General features: G+C 32.8%; 13 protein-coding genes. 3 read left to right on the top strand and 10 right to left on the bottom strand.

Going from position 1 to position 17,668, the window contains the following annotated elements:
• Positions 1–29: 29 nt before the first annotated feature.
• On the bottom strand, positions 30–332 hold the full coding sequence (locus HGP29_RS24330; protein WP_168885066.1) for a DUF1330 domain-containing protein: 303 nt from the start codon (positions 330–332) through the stop codon (positions 30–32).
• A gap of 209 nt (positions 333–541) precedes the next feature.
• Here HGP29_RS24330 and HGP29_RS24325 point away from each other — a divergent pair, with 209 nt between their 5' ends.
• Positions 542–1,399 carry an AraC family transcriptional regulator gene (locus tag HGP29_RS24325; protein ID WP_168885065.1) on the top strand — a complete coding sequence of 286 codons (858 nt, stop codon included), beginning with the start codon at positions 542–544 and terminating at the stop codon, positions 1,397–1,399.
• 44 nt (positions 1,400–1,443) lie between these two features.
• Here HGP29_RS24325 and HGP29_RS24320 read toward each other — a convergent pair whose 3' ends face one another.
• The 9 genes from HGP29_RS24320 to HGP29_RS24280 form a co-directional block, all read right to left on the bottom strand.
• Complete coding sequence (locus HGP29_RS24320) at positions 1,444–2,553, bottom strand: SMP-30/gluconolactonase/LRE family protein (protein WP_168885064.1); 1,110 nt, start codon at positions 2,551–2,553, stop codon at positions 1,444–1,446.
• Positions 2,554–2,627: 74 nt separating this feature from the next.
• A complete protein-coding gene (locus HGP29_RS24315; protein ID WP_168885063.1) occupies positions 2,628–3,209 on the bottom strand; it encodes a Crp/Fnr family transcriptional regulator in 582 nt (193 codons plus the stop codon).
• A 36-nt stretch (positions 3,210–3,245) separates the two neighbouring features.
• Positions 3,246–3,650: a DUF4345 domain-containing protein gene (locus tag HGP29_RS24310; protein ID WP_168885062.1), complete on the bottom strand. Its 405-nt coding sequence runs from the start codon at positions 3,648–3,650 to the stop codon at positions 3,246–3,248.
• A gap of 94 nt (positions 3,651–3,744) precedes the next feature.
• On the bottom strand, positions 3,745–4,611 hold the full coding sequence (locus HGP29_RS24305; RefSeq protein ID WP_168885061.1) for a helix-turn-helix transcriptional regulator: 867 nt from the start codon (positions 4,609–4,611) through the stop codon (positions 3,745–3,747).
• Positions 4,612–4,712: 101 nt separating this feature from the next.
• Positions 4,713–5,612, bottom strand: coding sequence for a hypothetical protein (locus HGP29_RS24300; RefSeq protein WP_168885060.1), 900 nt, complete (start codon positions 5,610–5,612; stop codon positions 4,713–4,715).
• A gap of 122 nt (positions 5,613–5,734) precedes the next feature.
• Positions 5,735–6,796: a hypothetical protein gene (locus HGP29_RS24295; RefSeq protein ID WP_168885059.1), complete on the bottom strand. Its 1,062-nt coding sequence runs from the start codon at positions 6,794–6,796 to the stop codon at positions 5,735–5,737.
• Between the two features lie 160 nt (positions 6,797–6,956).
• Positions 6,957–8,180 (bottom strand): MFS transporter, encoded by a 1,224-nt coding sequence (locus HGP29_RS24290; RefSeq protein ID WP_168885058.1) that lies wholly within the window; start codon positions 8,178–8,180, stop codon positions 6,957–6,959.
• A 36-nt stretch (positions 8,181–8,216) separates the two neighbouring features.
• A complete protein-coding gene (locus HGP29_RS24285; protein ID WP_168885057.1) occupies positions 8,217–9,134 on the bottom strand; it encodes a sterol desaturase family protein in 918 nt (305 codons plus the stop codon).
• A gap of 137 nt (positions 9,135–9,271) precedes the next feature.
• Positions 9,272–10,327 carry a patatin-like phospholipase family protein gene (locus HGP29_RS24280; RefSeq protein WP_168885056.1) on the bottom strand — a complete coding sequence of 352 codons (1,056 nt, stop codon included), beginning with the start codon at positions 10,325–10,327 and terminating at the stop codon, positions 9,272–9,274.
• Positions 10,328–10,576: 249 nt separating this feature from the next.
• On the opposite strand from HGP29_RS24280, the gene HGP29_RS24275 reads away from it, so the two are divergent.
• Entirely contained in the window at positions 10,577–14,455 is a 3,879-nt protein-coding gene (locus HGP29_RS24275) for a leucine-rich repeat protein (RefSeq protein WP_168885055.1), read from the top strand.
• A gap of 28 nt (positions 14,456–14,483) precedes the next feature.
• Positions 14,484–17,534: a leucine-rich repeat protein gene (locus HGP29_RS24270; RefSeq protein ID WP_168885054.1), complete on the top strand. Its 3,051-nt coding sequence runs from the start codon at positions 14,484–14,486 to the stop codon at positions 17,532–17,534.
• Positions 17,535–17,668 lie beyond the last annotated feature (134 nt).

Raw genomic sequence — 17,668 nt, 5'->3', positions numbered from 1 at the left:
GATTGGTCTCCCATCAATAAAACTTTTATTTAAGCAAGATCATCTTGTGCGGCAATTAAATAGTGATGGCTTATTGAACCTGCTGTTCTTTCTTTTAAATGAGGAACATAGCCAGGATCTGCCATAAAATTTTCTGCTGCTTCTTTTGAAGGCCATTCAATAATAATTCGCAATCCTGCATTTTGCTTTTCACCTTCAATCTGCTCATGTGTTGCTGTTCTTGCAAGGTATTTTCCACCGTGCTTAGCAACTAATCTATTTGCAGGTTCTAAATAATCTGCAATCCATTTTTCTGTTGTTGGAGTAACATCTAAAACTGAGTAGTAAGACATAGTAATTAAAGTTGAAGTGATTAAAATGATTTCCCTTTCGTTGATATTACAAAATTAGTATACCTATCTATCAGATCTATTGTACCAATGTTGGAATGAATTGTATCAATATTGGTTTATTTGTAAAAAAATAAGTAAAACAAGGTAGTTAACTTCATCAAACCATATATTTGTAATGTAAAACAAATAAAAACACCTATATATATACCATGAAAACAGAATCAATCAATAAGCTATTAGAGATCCACATTGAGGAAATGGACAACTGGACGAAACGACCCTATAAGAATAATTTCTTTGAAATTGTATATGTCGAAAAAGGTACTGGAAGACAGTGTATCAATGAACATGAATTTGAATATAAAGAAGGAAATATCTTTTTTTTACCCCCTCTAGATTGCCATTCATTTAAAATACATACACCAACAAAGTTTTATTTTATCAGATTTACTGATCACTATTTTATACAAAAAGACAGCCTTACTAATTATAATGCTTGGTTTGATAAAATTGCCTACGTCATTGCGAACTACAATAAAATACCGGGAGATATTATTGCCACTGAAAACGAAAGACAGTTCATTATCAATAATATAAAGTGTATCTATCAAGAATACCTTAGAGCAGACAATTATTCTAACTCAATAATTACAGGAGCTATTGCTTCTATATTAAATATTTTAGCGAGAAGTATTGAAAATCGATATGTAAATAAAGCCAATGAAACGGACAGTCGTTTTGGTGAAATACTTCGATATATCAATACCAATTTATTGGATCATGATTCAATAAAACTAACAGCATTAAGTGAGAAATTTGGCATCTCAAAATCGTATTTCTCTGAATATTTCAAGAAGCAGGCAGGTGTGAGTTTGGTGGATTATATCTTGAAATCTAAACTAAGAATTGTAGAAACCAAGGTACTTCATACTGATTTAAGCCTAAAAGAAATTGCATGGCAATTAAACTTTACGGATAGTAGCCACCTTTCTAAGGCATTTAAAAAAACGTATGGAATGACAGTTAAAGAGTTCAAACACTCTGGACGAGTAGCCTGTGATATATAATACCCACGATAGAAGTAATTTCACTCTATCGCAGGATTTATTGATTAATTGATAACATCGGTTTCTAATGAGTAGGTACTGATATACGGAACGACATCTCCTCCTATATACAACTTACCTTGATGTTCTTTTACAGCTCCAGCTTCTGGTATCGTTTCTCCTGTTGTATCAAATAAAGAGGATAAGATCTCTCCTTGATCATTAATGTTTAGGACCATTCCAAATTTCTCTTGCTTAGGTTGCATCATTTCAGGCAAACCGTAGACTACTTTTTTAAGAAAGGGTTTCGGGTGAATATCATCTAATGCGTCATTTCTTTTGGTGGAGAACCCTAACCAGAAGGTGCCATCCTTTCGGATAGATATTCCATTGGGAAAGCCGGGTAAATTTTCCATTAAAACCTCAGTACTTCCTTTTTTATCACCTTTTAGCCAATAGCGTAATACTCTGTATTTCGTAGTTTCCGTCATGAGAAGAAAGTCTTCGTTTTGAGATAATACGACCCCATTGCCAAAAAAAGTCCCATCTATTAATGTGGTCACTTTTCCTGTTTCAGGATTGTATTCATATAATCCTCCATTAGGGTTTAACTCCATAATTAATTTCCTTCCATACTGAATATCGTATTTCTGATCGTAGGAGGTATTTGAAAAATAGATTTTACCATTCGATGCTATATCCAACCCATTCGGAATCAGAAAAGGCCTTCCCTTTTCATCTTTTTTTGCCAAAACTTTCACTTGTTGATCAGGTGAAATACTGATTAAACCCTGACGATGAGAAAGAGCAATTAGATTTCCATTTGCATCAAAATGAAGCCCAGCGACCCAAGAACCTGCTTCATAAAACGTTTCTACCTTTCCCTTGGGGGAGATTTTTAAAATCTTACCGTCACTAAAATCTTTCGCTCCTTTATGCACACCACAATACATATTACCTATTGAATCAAAAGTGATGTCTTCGGGGCCAAACCCACCTTTTAATTCTAATTTATTAGAAGTCTGAAGTTTGTCGTTAAAAGCCAATTCATCAATCATGGTTGGCTTCTCTGGAGGTGTCCAAGCCACTGGCTTTAAACTGCAAGAAGAAAGAAACGAAAAGGATAGATTAGTAAGGATTAAAAGTACGAGATGGTATTGATTAAACTTTGTCATAGTGTTTTTAATATTGTTTATAACAAAGGTCCAAAGCAGATCACCAAATCTCGTTTACATAGGTAAATAAAGTATTATCCCTCTAGGTTTTGAAGTTTACTTCTTAGTCGGCTCAATTGTGTTGCGGAAACTCCAAGGTAAGAAGCGATGTGGTATTGTGGGATGAGTTGCTCAAGATTTGGAAATCGTTTTCTAAAGAGAAGGTACCTTTCTGTCGCATTCATCAATGCCATCTCTAATTCTTTTTCTTCTTTCTCCAAGAAATAGTGCTCGGCAATTTTTCTTCCTAAACGTTCAAAATCATGATACTTAGCAAATAGGCGTTCCAAATCTGAAAACTTAGCTGTCCATATGACACAGTTTGTCAATGCTTGTTGAGGTATTCGGTTTCTTTTACCGGTTAATAAAGAGGTGTAGGCACCAATAATACTTGGGCCTACAAAAAACTGCTTATTGTACTCTTTTGCTTCACTATTGGTAAAGAAAGCTCTCACTACTCCAGTTTCTAAAAAGGCAATCTCTTTGGCTAACTTATCTTCTTCCACAAAAAAATCATGGTCTTCCAAACGCTTTTGTTTGAAAAGTGGAGCCAATTCTTTCCATGTATTGTCTGACAATGGAGAAATTTTATTAAAGTATTGTTTTAGAAGTTCCATAGTGAAAAAAGTAGCTTAAATGGAGATCTTACAAAACTAACTTTTTATCTGAAAGTTCTCCGATTTCTTCCATAGAATTAATGCACTCAATCCAATGGCAATTTCACCTATCATAGCATAAAACAACCCTTCAGCAGGCATTCCATCTAGAAATAAGCTTAGCAAACGTCCAATCCCATACGATAAAAAAAAGAGAGTCGTTAAGCCCAATGCTAATTTTCTATATTCATTTTTGAAAACAGCTACAAGAATAAAAATAGAGGCAGAAAGTATCGCTGTTCCAGGTGCTCGAGTCTCACTAAAATGACTTGGATTATTATCTAGAAAAATACCTGATTGTGCTTGTAACCATTCAGGAAAAAATACAAGACTTCCCCCTACATATAAACCAATGATACCAGATAGAAATAATAAGATTGAAGATGATTTTGAGATGTTCATAGTAAATTACTTTTTATTTTAATGATACTTCAAAAGTACTTTACTAGGCTTCCTACTAGTTGTCTCAAAAGGTTTTTGATTTGTTGCAAAAGAATTATTTCGAAAATTTTGATGGACGAAAACCATATTGCTTGAAGAACGCATGAGAGAATGAACTTAAACTTTCATAACCAACCTGCCAGGCTGCTTCTTGTACTGTTGATTCCTGATTCTGAAGTAATTGATAAGCTTTTTGTAATCTTTGTATTTGAAGGTACTTAAAGACAGGCATTCCAAAAATTTGCTTAAAGTTCTTTTTCAATTTGTTATTATTCATCCCTATCAACTTCGACAATTCATTTAATGTCGGTGGCGTATGAATATTATTCTCCATGATCTCCTTCGCTTTGTAGAGTTTCTGTAACTCATGCTCATCCATAACAATATTCTCTGTTTGTTCTAGCTTTGAGAAATAATGTGATAGCAATTCAAGCACCTGACTTTTCATAAAAAGTAAACGACTATATCCTTGAAATGAATTAGAAAATATCTTTGATATCGTTAATTGCATTTCTGGTGTTAGCCTTACTTCAGGTCCACTTTTAAACCAATCGGATGTTTGTAATAGCTCACTTAAATGGAGTTCATACAAGGCTTTCTCATTATTTGATAGCTTCAGTAAGTTGTCTCTCGTAGAAAAAATACTAACACTCTGTAATGGTTCTTTTTGAGATATATTATGTGAAAACTTTACTCCTTGTTGACCATAAAAAGAAATGCACTTTCCTTTTCTACTTTTTAATATTGTACTGTTTTTGTTTTCCCTATCATCAAAAGCATGTATATCAACATGTCCTGAATTATAGAATGTAATACCTATTATATCATCCTCAAACTGACAGTTAAATAGTTCTGCTTCCTTACTATCAGTGCTGTCAATCATTACAATAAAATCATTTACTTCAATAATATCAGTGGTCATTGCTTTACATATATTTTGGAGTATATGCTAATATAATGGTATCAGAGTATTAGAAAATAAAAAAGAGGTAGTATTATTTCCACCTCTTTTTTATTTGAAATTTAATTCACTACTTCTTCTTTCTGGAAGGGAGTGATTAATGGATATTTTTCAGCTTTAAGTTTAGCACTACTTGAGCCTCCTTTATATTTTAAGATCCAACCACTTTCTCTTGATTTCAACTCATAATATTCAGGATATAATTTTGAGACACTCAGGAAATATTTATTGGTTCCCACTGTCAAGATTGATGTATAATCATTTGGTACCCTTAACTCCAGTCTAAATGATTTATCGACTTTTACCTCTTCTCCATTAAATGTGATTTTACATTCTCCGTTTACCTTCTTTGCAAAAACAGTTATTAAAGCTTCCTTTTTTGCCGTCTTTAACTCTGGCGCAGGGTTTCTTTCCATATAAGACATAATGATTTGTTTCACACTAGAATGCCAAGAACGGGTGAAACCTGGAGCATTTAGCTCACTTACAGATATAGGATCATCGCCTAAATACTTTTCGAATAAATCTATCGTTTTTTGCTTATCACCAAATTGGAGGCCTGTTGAAGAAATAGCTTCTGCTTCTACATCATCACCAATATAATAATATGTAGTAGTGTATGAATTTTGACCATTAACATGTGTACTAATAGTATAGTAAATATTGAATTTACTTTTATACAATAGATACACTTTTTTGACTTTGTCTTTAATACTTACAAAATGATAGTTTCTATTACTACTAGATGAAAAATAATAATCTACCTCTTTGTAATTGATAAATTTTCGTTCTCCACCAATGGTTGTGAAATTTACTGTACCATCCTTTTTTACATTACAAGTTGAAACTGCAATGAAATTACCGCTTTTTAATGCTAAAATATCATTTGCTAAAGTACTAACTGTAGTCACAAAGAATAAGATCACCAATAGGTATAGTGATCTGGATAAATAGAAGTTCATAATAAAAAAATATAGTTTGCTATATACAAGTATACCCAAAACACTACTACAAACAAAAAAACCGTTGAAATAACATTCTTGACAATGAATTTCAACGGTTTATCTATTTTTAAAAGTAATTTCTATTGGTAAATTACCTTCTTTCTTGTCTTATCGCCCATTGGTACATTTTCCCAAACAAAGTGTCCATTTACTAATGGATAACCTGCTCTAACGATGTCACTATTACCATTACTTTGAATAGTATCCACAGTAAAGAAACCTAACTTCTTAGCAAATAAGATATGGTATTCTTCTACCTCTCCTAAAGGTTTAAAAGTTCTATCTTTAACCTCTAACTGTTTCCATTCCAAGTACTGCGGTAATGTATATTCATGGAACATAGTACATTCTCTAACAATACTAGGGTTAAGGTTTTTCACTGTTTGAGTATAAGACAACACTTGTGTCATAATATCACCGTAGTCATCCGCCTCATCGCCAAGTTCTAAACTTTGAAGTAAGTTTAAAACCAATGTATTTTTATACGTTCTTTCTTTTGGTAACCAACTTACATTAAATACAAAGAACATTACTCTTGCAAAGAATTGTTTTTTGTACTCAAATAACTTAGCATCTAATTCTGTATTACCATATTCAATGATATTGTTGTTGGCCAACACTAAGAATTTACCAATTGTTTTTACTAAGAAATTCTTAATACCAAATGGCTTCTGATCAATCTTTCCGTCCAAGAAGATCTTCTTAGAAATGTTATCACTTTCGTCTAGTTCTTCAATGTCGTGGTGCATTAAAAGAACATCCATTAAAATAAGTAGATTCGTAATATCTTGAATTACCATCTTCTTATCTTGATCACTTGTGATTGATTTTTTCTTAAAGTAAGGATTTAATGTCACATCGTATTGCTTATTAATCCTATCACTTATTTTTTGTAGTAAAGTAAGTACATTACTGCCGATCACTCCGTCTTCCTCGTTACCCTCCTGAACTGGCTTTGTAGCAACTTTACGAATAAACTCAAGAATTTGATCGTTTGCAGTTTCTAATACTGTAGATTCTTCTTTATCTTGACCTTGGAAGTCTGTCCACCCAGATACCATATATTCTAGCATCTTGCTAACACCCTCTCTAGATTCGAATTCGACAGCTATATATTTAGATAATTGACTAACTTTTCCCATTAAATTAACTTTACCAATATTTTTAAGACTGCAAATCTACTAAAGATATTGTGGATAATAAATTTTGCTCCTACTTTTCTCTTTGAGGTAAAGACTTATTAAAAAAGATTTAAAATAGACTATAAAATTAATACAATTGGGAGATTGTATACACCAATATCTAATTTCCTGTGATGGTCGACTTGCCACTTTTATTGATCCTATTCGTTTGTACTTCCTCACTACGATCAATCAAAGCGATGAGTCCAAGTACAGGCCCAATTACTAAACCTATTAAGTATTGCATTGAATCTGTATTTTCACTTAAATATTGAATACATTGGATACTAATAATAGTGATCAAAAAGCCAATACAGTTGACTATCGTTAAAGCAGTACCTTTTAATGCAGGTGGTGCCGTTTGGGCTACAATAGTAGAGAATAAAGGAGAATCTGCAATTACAGTCATCCCCCAAAACAATAAAAATAAAAAGAAGGTCGGAAAAGATCCTACGGTAAACATCATTGGAGAAATCAGACAACAAAACCCTGAAAATAACAATGCCAGTAGTGCCACTTTTCTCACCTTAAAACGTAAGGATAAATACCCAGATAAAATGCAGGCTAAACTACCAATTCCAATAACTAAAAATGAATAAACAGGTATATTGATAGTCACCTGAGGGTGCATCAAATTATAGGTTTGAAGCATAGCAGGAACCAAGGCCCAGAACGTATATAATTCCCACATATGTCCAAAATATCCAAAAGCAGACTTTCTGAATTCTTTATTCTTAAACACTTGAGAAATTGCACTTAATTGTAATTTTTGGCTTGGTGTCCTGTAAGGACCATCTCCTACAAAAAAATACATAGAACCTCCCCCTATTACTGCCAATAAGGAAGTCGTCATAATCACGAATTCCCAAGGTAGATCTCCTTTAGCTCCTTTAAGCAAATGAGGTAATGCCGTTCCTAACACCAAAGCCCCTACCAAAAAACCTAATGATTTTCCTAGCCCCTGTTTATAATAGTCCGCCGCGATTTTCATTCCTACAGGATATATCCCTGCAAGAAAAAATCCAGTCAGAAACCTTAATACAACTAGCGTTTCTAAGGTATTTCCAGCCCATGTCATGCCTCCATTAAACACTGCTCCGAGTACCCCACAGGCAAAAAATACCTGGACAGGAGAAAAACGATCGGCAATTGAAAGAAGTGCAAATACAAGTGTTCCAATGATAAAACCAAGTTGAACAGAGGAAGTGAGATAACTCAAAACATTATTCTCCAATGAAAAACTATTGATCAATTCAGGCATCACAGCATTACTTGCAAACCATAATGATGTGCATAAAAACTGAGCAATAACAATAATGTGAAGAATGTATTTTTTATAGTTCATAAGTTATAGTTCTTGAATGAGTACAGTTAATGTAAACTAATTGGATAGTACTTCTGTTTTCTTTTCTTGTTGTTTTCTAAGTGTTTTAGCCCTTTTATCTTCCCCATCATGGCTCCACCCAGGTGATTTATACAGATATTTAAGTTTATCTGACCATTTATCTGCTCTTTGAATATCTTTCCAAATTGCCGCATATTCATGAGTAGCGACCTCAAGTGGTTGATAGGTTTCTATATTGACAGTTAATCCATAAACAGGCTTTTCAACCTCTTTTTGTTCTTCTGCAAAAGTACCAAAAAGTCTATCCCAAATAATTAGTATACCGGCATGATTACAATCTAAATAGCGAATATTTGATGCATGATGTACTCGATGATGTGAAGGCGTATTAAAAAGAAATTCAAACCATTGAGGTAACTTATCTACCATTTCGGTATGTACCCAAAACTGATAAATCAAACTGATTCCCATCATGGTAAATATCATCAAAGGATCAAACCCTAACAATGGAATCCAAACCCAAAAGAAGAATTTATGTACCCTTTCTCCTACACCTTGTCTTAATGCAGTTCCAAAATTCATGTATTCTGACGAATGATGAGTGACATGCCCTGCCCAAAAAATTCGTACTTCATGATTAAGGCGATGAAACCAATAATAGGAGAAATCATCAGCAAAGAATAAAACTGCCCAAGCCCACCATTGTCGTTGTACAATGTCTTTCAATGGACTTAGCTGATATAAATAAATAAAAGCGATAAATGCGATTACTTTAGGTACAAATTCTACAATTGCAGAAAATACCATCATTGTTAAAGACACATAAGTATCTTTTTTCAGATAGTGTTCTTTCGCAATTTGATATTCTACGATTATTGCAAAAATAAAAATTGGTAATGCAAAATATAATAATTTGTCTTGAGAGAGTTGTTGGATGTATTCTAATGTCGTCATGGTTTAGGTCGAATTGGCTAAATACTTTATAGCAAAATTTGTACAAAATATTTAAAACCAAGAAAATAACTCATTCAATTACCTTCTATGTTGAATAGTAATTCCTTTAGCTATAAAACCATTATTGTATTATAATGTTATTTCGAGTGTAAACGACTCACCTTCTTAAAACCATCTAAATAGTGTTTCAATTGAATCGGATGGTTTGTCTTTGACCATTGATATACCGTTTTATATTGATATTCTTGGTCATTAAAACCGACAATAGGGACATACTTAAACCCTTTAATATTAGGTGTGTAAATAAAAATTCTATCCGTTAACTCTTTTGTATGCTGTTTGTAAAAGGTCGTCATTTTATCCTTTAGAACATCCTTTTTGTCCATATTATAGTGCATGTCTTCCAACATCTTCTTTAGCACATCAGCTTCTAACCCTCTCAATTCTAGAAGGTCCATTTCCGTTTCCCAATTTGTAGTCTTATTTCTTTGTATGCCAATCACTATAATTTTTTCGAAATCTTGATTCCTAAAACGTTCGTACTCTAAAACTGCTTCGATTGGAATATCTTCTTTCGTTCCTCCATCAATATATTTTCTATCATTAATAATAGTATGAGGAAAAACATGAGGCATAGCACTTGTTGCCTTCAATACTTCCACCAAGTTAGTAGTGACCTGATCATTCATTCTAAAACCATCAATATTTGTGATTCTGACGAGTTGCCCCCTTTTTTTATCCACAGTAGAAATAATAGTCGGTAACTGAATCTCCTTTATTGAAGAATAACCCATAGTCTCTACATATACTGCTCTAAGAGTGGAATCAAATGGTGATAAATCAACAGGAAGGTGATGATTAGGATTGATAAAAATATCATCTTCTTTTAGTTGGAATAAAATAGACCTCACTTCTTTAAATGATATACGTCCTTCTTTCACTCCATCTATAATTACAGCATTTAATGCTCCAGCACTCACACCTGCTACAAGTTGAAGGTTATCTAACTCTCCTTCTTCATAAAGACGCTCAATTAATGCTGTTTCTTGTGATATTCTGGATGCTGCACCGATCACTACCAAAGCAGTTCCTTCTGGATTCTTTTTTTCTGCTACCACTAATTTTTGGCTACAAGAGATAAAAACTACTAGTGGTAGGGTAACACTTAGTAGGTATTGAATAGATTTAAACATGATAATGAGATGTAATGTGATAAATAGGTAAATGTGTGTTGTTTATTGATTGATGTTACAAAAGTCGGCAATGTTGAATTAAATGATTGGTGAAAAAAGTAAAAGAATTAGTAAAAAAATACTTTAATAACTCTATTTTAATTATCAGACAAACAGCCTATTAGATTATCATGTAAGAATCCTTTGTCAAAGTCATTTATTGCTATCGTCTTCTCTATTATTTTTGTAGAAACTTTACTTAAGCACTCTATGTACACTAAATTAATAGCAACTATTGCTGTAAGCTTGCTTACATGTAATCTATTTGCTCAAACCGACTACACTTTAAATGATGACGACGTAATCGTATATAATGGTTACATTCAATTATGTTCCTATTCTTTTGAGAATCCGAACATCATCATTCCATCTACCTTAGACGGACAAGAAGTTATAGGTATTGAATCTTATAACACTCCAGCTCAAGGTGTTTTCTATAACAAAGGAATTCAAAAGGTTACACTTCCTACATCATTAAAAGATATTGGTAATTATGCCTTTATGCAGAATCAACTTTCAGGTATTCAATTGCCTGAATCTGTTGAAAAAATTGGAATTGGGGCATTCAGAGATAATCAACTCGAAGAAATTTCATTAGAAGATCATATTACCGCTATAGGTACATCCTCTTTTAATAATAATTCCATTTCTATAGTCACATTAGGCTACTCTACTATCGATGTAGGTGATTCTGTTTTTGCAAAAAATGAAATCGAAACACTCGAAATACAAGAAAAAGTTAGAGTGATTTCTACTCATATGTTTGCTGAAAATCAGATTTCGGTAGTTCAGCTTCCAACTACAATTCAATATCTTAAACAAGGGGCTTTTTCGAATAATGAACATGCTTTTATTATCCTTCCAGAAAATTCTGACCCTGCCTATTCACATTGGTTATCTTCCGCTACAGAGGAAATAGATGCAGGATACAAAATTATTGATTTTGACAAAGGGTATACTGCTATCTTAAAGTATACACTACAAGACCAAGATGTGACAGTAGAACAAGGTAATATCACTTCCGTTCAATACGACGAAAAATACAATGACATTACTATCCCTTCTCAATTGGATGGTCAAGATATTATTGAGTTACAAGGTGCTGAAAGTTCTAAGAATGGCTTATTTTATAAGAAAAACATCCACTATTTACAGTTCTCATCCACATTAAAAAAGATTGGTGACTACAGTTTCTATAACAATTGCATACATCAACTTTCATTGGCAAATGGCATTGAGGAAGTAGGTAAATCTGCTTTCTATGAAAATCAGCTTCAACAATTAGACCTAGGAGAGATAAAGACAATTGGTAAACATAGTTTCAGTAATAACCAACTAAAGAGTATTTCAATTCCCGGTAGTCTTAAAGTGATAGGTTATGGCTCATTTTCTAGAAATAGTATGGAGCAACTGACTATCCAAGAGGGTGTTGAAGCAATTCTTGAAAGTGCTTTTAATAGTAATAAGCTCAAACAAATTTCAATACCTTCTTCTGTAAAGCGTATAGATGACTTGGCTTTCATCCATAATGATATTGAAAGTGTCACCTTTAATGAAGGTTTAGAATCACTTCATTATGAAGCATTTGCTTATAATAATATCAGAGAAGTTCAGCTACCTTCCACATTAGATACTTTAGTCAATGATGCTTTTGAAGGGAATTATATAAAAGAAATCACTTTACCTCAGCCAGATAATTTAGAAGATTTCCTCTATTGGGATGATCCTGCAGGTGATGAATTCAATGCTCCTGGAGATGTCATCAGTACAACGGGTGAGTCAAGATATACCCAATATTATAAATCTATTTTAGATGACTTTTTTATCGTAAGAGATGGGGTAATTACAGGTACAAATTTCTATCTCAGTGAAATAAAAACCTATCACATAAAATTACCTTCTGTGATAAGAGGGCAAACGATCATTGGTATTGGAAAAGATGGTCTAAGACATAAAAACATCAGGGCAATCAAACTACCTGAAACCTTAGAATTTATAGATGAATATGGTTTAGGATTCAACTACATCAAAAAGATTGAAATACCAAAAAATATTAAAAGAGTTGGAAAAGGATTTTTAAAAGGAAATAGGATCTCCGATTTATCCATTAAAACAAACTCACTCACTGAAATTCCTTCTGAAGCTTTCTATGGTAATCAATTAACACAATTGCATTTACCTTCTACAGTGAAGTCGATTCAAAGTGATGCTTACAAAGGTAATAATCTAGTTGAAATCGATCTATCTAATATCGATGAATTAGGAGAAGACGCATTTTCTTATAATGATCTTACTACTGTTACACTATCAGACCAATTGGAAGTTATTCCAACTAAGTGCTTTGAAGGGAATAACCTCACCACGGTAAATTTTGGTAAGAATATTACAGAAATAGGCTATTATGCTTTTGAAGATAATGCACTCCAAAATGTCAACTTACCATCTAGTATACGGTATATCAATCATTCTGCATTTCGTGGTAATGAATTAACATCGATAAAACTACCAGCAATATCTGAGGAAGATTTTATGAATTGGCACCATGGTAATGAAGAAGCCTTAAAAGATAATATCTTACGTTTAGATGATTATGGATCTCACCAAGAAGTATTTGCTGCTTATATATACACTTTAAAAGAGAGTGATGTACAATTAAATAATAATCAACTGGTTAGAATAACAAGTGATTTAAAAGACAAACTTTACATCAAATTCCCATTTAAAATAGGTAATAAAAGTATTTACCAAATCGAAAGTAATGATAATAGATCTATCATGAATGGGGCAAAACCCTATAAAATTATTATCGAGGAAGGCATAACAAAAATTGGGAAGTATGCCTTTGAATATGCCAACACTTATGAGGTTGAACTACCTTCTTCATTAATTACCATCGATAATAATGCATTTAAACACTCCAAATTAACGACACTTGTTATTCCTGAAAGTGTAAAAACAATTGGGAACAATGCCTTCGAATATGGAGATATCACTTCGATTACTATTCCAAAAAGTATAAGTGAAATTGGAAGTTATGCATTCGAAAATAATGAGATATCAGCAATACATTTCCCGAAAGAAAACGCCCAATTAAAAACTTTGGGTTATCATGCTTTTCATCGAAATCAAATTAATCAATTAGAACTACCTAGTTCTTTAGAATATATAGGTGTAGGATGTTTTACAGAAAATAATATCTCAACATTTAAATTACCTAATATTCAAAAAGATGGTTTTGTAGAATGGTATTCTTCAGGCCAATTTTATGCTAACAATGCTGTTGTTAATAATGAAGACGTATCTTTTGAAGCCTTATTTTTAGATACTTTAAGTGGCAATGATGCGACCTTAGAAGATGGAATTATCACACATGTTAGCTCTTACAGCAATTCAAATTTCTGGCATTTATATATTCCTAAACAATTAAATAATAGAAATGTAATAGGTATAGGTTCAGATGTCTTAGATAAAGCCGGTATTAGAACCCTAATTCTAGAAGAAGGAATTATATCAATTGGTGATAATGCCTTTAAGGATAATTATATCAATACATTAGAATTACCTCAATCATTATTATCTATTGGTGCCGGTGCTTTCCAAAATAGTGGATTGAAGGACCTACAACTTCCAAATAATATCCAACTAATAGAGGCGGGAGCATTTTATGGAAATAAAGAGTTAACCTCTTTTAAACTTCCTATGTCAAAAGATAGCGATTTTGATTATTGGCTGAGTGGAGATAATGTTAAATACAACAATGGCGAAGAGGTGAATAACTTTTTTGTCAGTTACTTAGCGGTATATAAAGGCGACAGGCCACAAGGAAAGCCCGAGAAACCCACCGATTTACCTGATGTAGAACAACCACAACTTTCAGTTTTTCCAAACCCTACAAACAATGCCGTTTATATTAGAAATCTTGAACAAGAAGCAAAAGGCAGAGTACTCAATGTAGAAGGAAAAGTAGTGGATGAAATTACGATCACTCCAGTAAATAATAAGATCGATTTAAACTACAAAAAAGGGGTATATATTATTGAATTAATCCTTGATCAGAATATTGAGGTTTTCAAAGTAATCAAGAATTAATAAAGCAAACGAACTAAATATTACTAGAATGGTAATCACAAAATATTTCAATAAAATAAGTAGCATTTTGGGGATAGTCCTATTGATGACTACCTCAATACAAGCACAGGACGATACATTTACTTTAACAAGCAATTCTACCTATGTTGTCGATGGTGTGATTAAAAGTGTCGTCATTGATGATAAATACAAAAAGATAATAATTCCTGAGTTTCTAGATGGACAATATGTAACTGGGATTGACGATGATGTATTTGAAAATAGAGGCTTAGAAGAAGTTCAATTTCCATCTACACTCAAGATGATTTACAATCATGCATTCATTAATAATAACCTTAAAACAGTCGTATTACCCGAGAGTTTAGAATATATTGGTAGGTATGCATTTGTCAACAATCCTGATTTTGAGGCCGTATATCCCACTTCAGATAGTCCAGATTTCATTGGATGGTACGATTCGTACACTGGCATTACTCATGTTGGCGAGGATAAAATAGAAAACCTTACCAGTACCAAATACAAACGATCATATTATACCCTTACAGATGACGATGTTATCATGGAAGAAGATACCTTGGTAGGGCTCACAATTACTCCCAATTTTAAGGATATTATCATTCCTGAATACTTACAAAATCATCCTGTAAAAAGTATTAAAGCCTATAATAGTGGAAACACTGGTTTTTATGATAAAGACATCTTTTCAATACAATTTCCAAAACAGTTAGAAGTGATTGGAAGGTATGAGTTTGCCAAAAATCTCATCTCAGAAGTTAAGCTTCCAGAAAATGTTATTGCTATCGAGTTCTCCTCTTTTTATACCAACAAACTCGTCACCTTTGAATTCAATGATGGTTTACAAGTGATTGGAGAAAGTTGCCTTAGTAATAACCCCTACCTACAAAAGATGGATATTCCCAACTCTGTCATCCGAATCGAAAAAAAGGCATTTTGGGGAGCCGAGTTTAAAGAAATTACTTTACCTATAGTTGATGATGAAAATTTTATTGATTGGGGAAAATATAAAGGAGGAGAAACAGTACATTATACCAACTACAATGATACTTACATTGCAAAGTTCAAGTATACTCCAACAGACGATGATGTGATTGTTCGCAATGACACTTTAATCTCAATTAGTTATCCTGATAATGTCTCTCAAATTATTTTAAATGAAAATTTAGACGGACAAACTCTACGTTATATTGAAACAAAGAAATCGAATCAACGATTTTATCATCTAAAAAAGATACAACTCCCAGCAACTTTAGAATATATTGGTGATAATGCTTTTTCAGGGAATCAATTGGAAGAAATTACTATTCCTGACCAAGTTCATTATATTGGTCGTGAGGCATTTTATAGTAATCAACTGACGAGCATAAAGCTACCATCACAAGTAGATACTATATATGCTAAAACATTTGCCTTTAACGAATTGACATCCATAACCCTACCAGGTAACATAAAGTATATTGATGAGGAAGCGTTCTATTCTAACAATATCCAAGACATCGCATTTTCAGATGGATTGGAATACATTGGTTATAGATCATTTATGTATAATGAATTGAACACAGTAACATTTCCAAATAGTCTTAGAACTGTTAGAGAATATGCATTTACGGAAAACCCAGATGTCACACTTACTTTCCCTAAAATTGATGATCCTAATTTTATTGGGTGGTTCAATGAAAGTACAAAAAGCCAATTAGCTTCAAATACAACAAAAGAGACCAACGATAAATACTCAGTGATATTCAAAAAGATCATCGATGAAAATGAAATCATTACCGATGAGGAGATGAATATTATTGATGTAAAACTCGATTTCTCAAAATACAAACACCTAGAATTCCCAAATAAAATTGATAACAAATCCATTAAAGGAATACGTTGTGATTTATCTTCAAAAGGATTAGTTGGTGTGACATTACCTTCTGATTTAGAATATATTGGGCATGGTGTTTTCACAAACAATGCAATTCAGAACTTAACACTTCCTTCAAAAGTAAAAGTGATTGGTACTTCTGCCTTTATGAATAATAGAATTGCAGAAATTACGTTGCCGGATGAATTGGACTCTTTGCATAATAGTGCTTTTCAAGAAAATGACTTATCATCTATAGAAATACCTTCAGGCATAATGTATATTGGAGATAGAGCCTTCTCAAGTAACCAATTCTCTTATTACACTGTTCCAAAAAATTCTAATCCTGGGTTTAAATATTGGTATTCACAAACTTCGACAGCAATTGAAGAAGGCGCTCAAGTGTATACCTACTATCCACTTTATGCAAAAATTGCCTATCAACTGACAAGTAATGATATTACTGTAAAAGATGGGTATATCACAGCTTGTTCTTACAAAGGAGATTTAAAAATTATTGATATTCCTGCTCAGATTAATGGCGAAGTAATCAAAGGAATTGCAGACAAGCCTTACGAATCAGGTGTTTTTGGTCAACTTGATCTTCAGGAAGTTTTCTTCGATTCCAACCTAAAATATATTGGAGATTTTGCATTTGAAAACAATAAAATCGATAATCTGAACTTTCAAGAAGGCTTACATCATATTGGAAAAGGTGCATTCATTGAAAATCAGCTCAACCCATTTTATCTAAAGCTTCCTTTTTCAATTAGAATGATACAAGCTTCGGCCTTTGCAGGAAATCCAGACTTTTCATACTTCAACCTGCCACGAGATCCTGATGATTATTATAATAGTGTGGAGTGGAAAGATAAGAGTGATCAAAGGTTCTATTCTGGATACCAAGTCTATAATCTTTTCTCTTATTACACTACAGATCTAAGCTATTCGGAAAAAGATAAAGACGAGGTGATTACTTCTACAGATGAACTTGATCATATGCTCGTTTTCCCTACCCTTTTTCAAGAGTCAGTACAAGTCATCAACTACCCTCCTAATGCAAAGTATTTCTTATTTACCACAGATGGTAAATTGATTCAACAGGGTAATGTTTCTCCATCTATCAATATACAAAGTTCAAAAGGTATGTATATTCTGAAGATTGGTTCTGGAGAAGACGAAAAAAGCTTTAAGCTAATAAAACAATAACTTTATAAATATCATTATGTAAAAGGCTGCCAAACAATAATACACCCTATTATTTGGTGGCCTTTTTTATGTTTCTAATTTTTAAAGCTCCGACGTATCTATTAAGTTCGTTATATATACCTATCTCTTTTTCA

Source organism: Flammeovirga agarivorans (genome assembly GCF_012641475.1).
In the GTDB taxonomy this organism is placed as follows: Bacteria; Bacteroidota; Bacteroidia; order Cytophagales; family Flammeovirgaceae; genus Flammeovirga; species Flammeovirga agarivorans.
The sequence above is the reverse complement of the archived record's forward strand: the minus strand, read 5'-3'. Positions and strand labels throughout refer to the sequence as shown.